This is a genomic window from Stenotrophomonas sp. 3diitr2024, assembly GCF_042136455.1.
Lineage (GTDB): Bacteria > Pseudomonadota > Gammaproteobacteria > Xanthomonadales > Xanthomonadaceae > Stenotrophomonas > Stenotrophomonas sepilia.
Genome location: NZ_JBHHMJ010000540.1, coordinates 1 through 333, shown reverse-complemented (window position 1 = coordinate 333; position 333 = coordinate 1). Strand labels below are relative to the sequence as shown.

General features: G+C 67.0%; 1 pseudogene. It reads left to right on the top strand.

Going from position 1 to position 333, the window contains the following annotated elements:
• Positions 1-216 precede the first annotated feature (216 nt).
• Positions 217-333 (top strand): annotated as a pseudogene (locus tag ABGA94_RS13875) (trimeric intracellular cation channel family protein); the annotation flags it as partial.

Sequence of the window (333 nt, the reverse complement as noted above, 5' to 3'; positions counted from 1 at the left end):
GCTCTCGCTGCTGTCGCGCACCCCTGAATTCCGGCAAGCCGCGGCCTGAGGCCGGGCATCGCCCCCTGCATTGAAGATCGAGGTTGAACGATGAGTACTGCTTCGGACGCCACCAAGAAGGCTGCCCCGAAGAAGGCAGCGAAGAAGGTTGCCAAGCGCAAGCCGGCCGCCCGCAAGAAGAAGGCCGCTCCGGTCGCTCTGCCGGCAACCCCGGCGCCGCTGATCTTCCAGAAGGAGCTGTACGCGATCATCGCGCTGCTGACCGGCGCGGCGTATCTGTTGCTGCTGCACTGGGGCGTGGCCGACGCCACCGCGATCCTGTGCTGCCTGGGC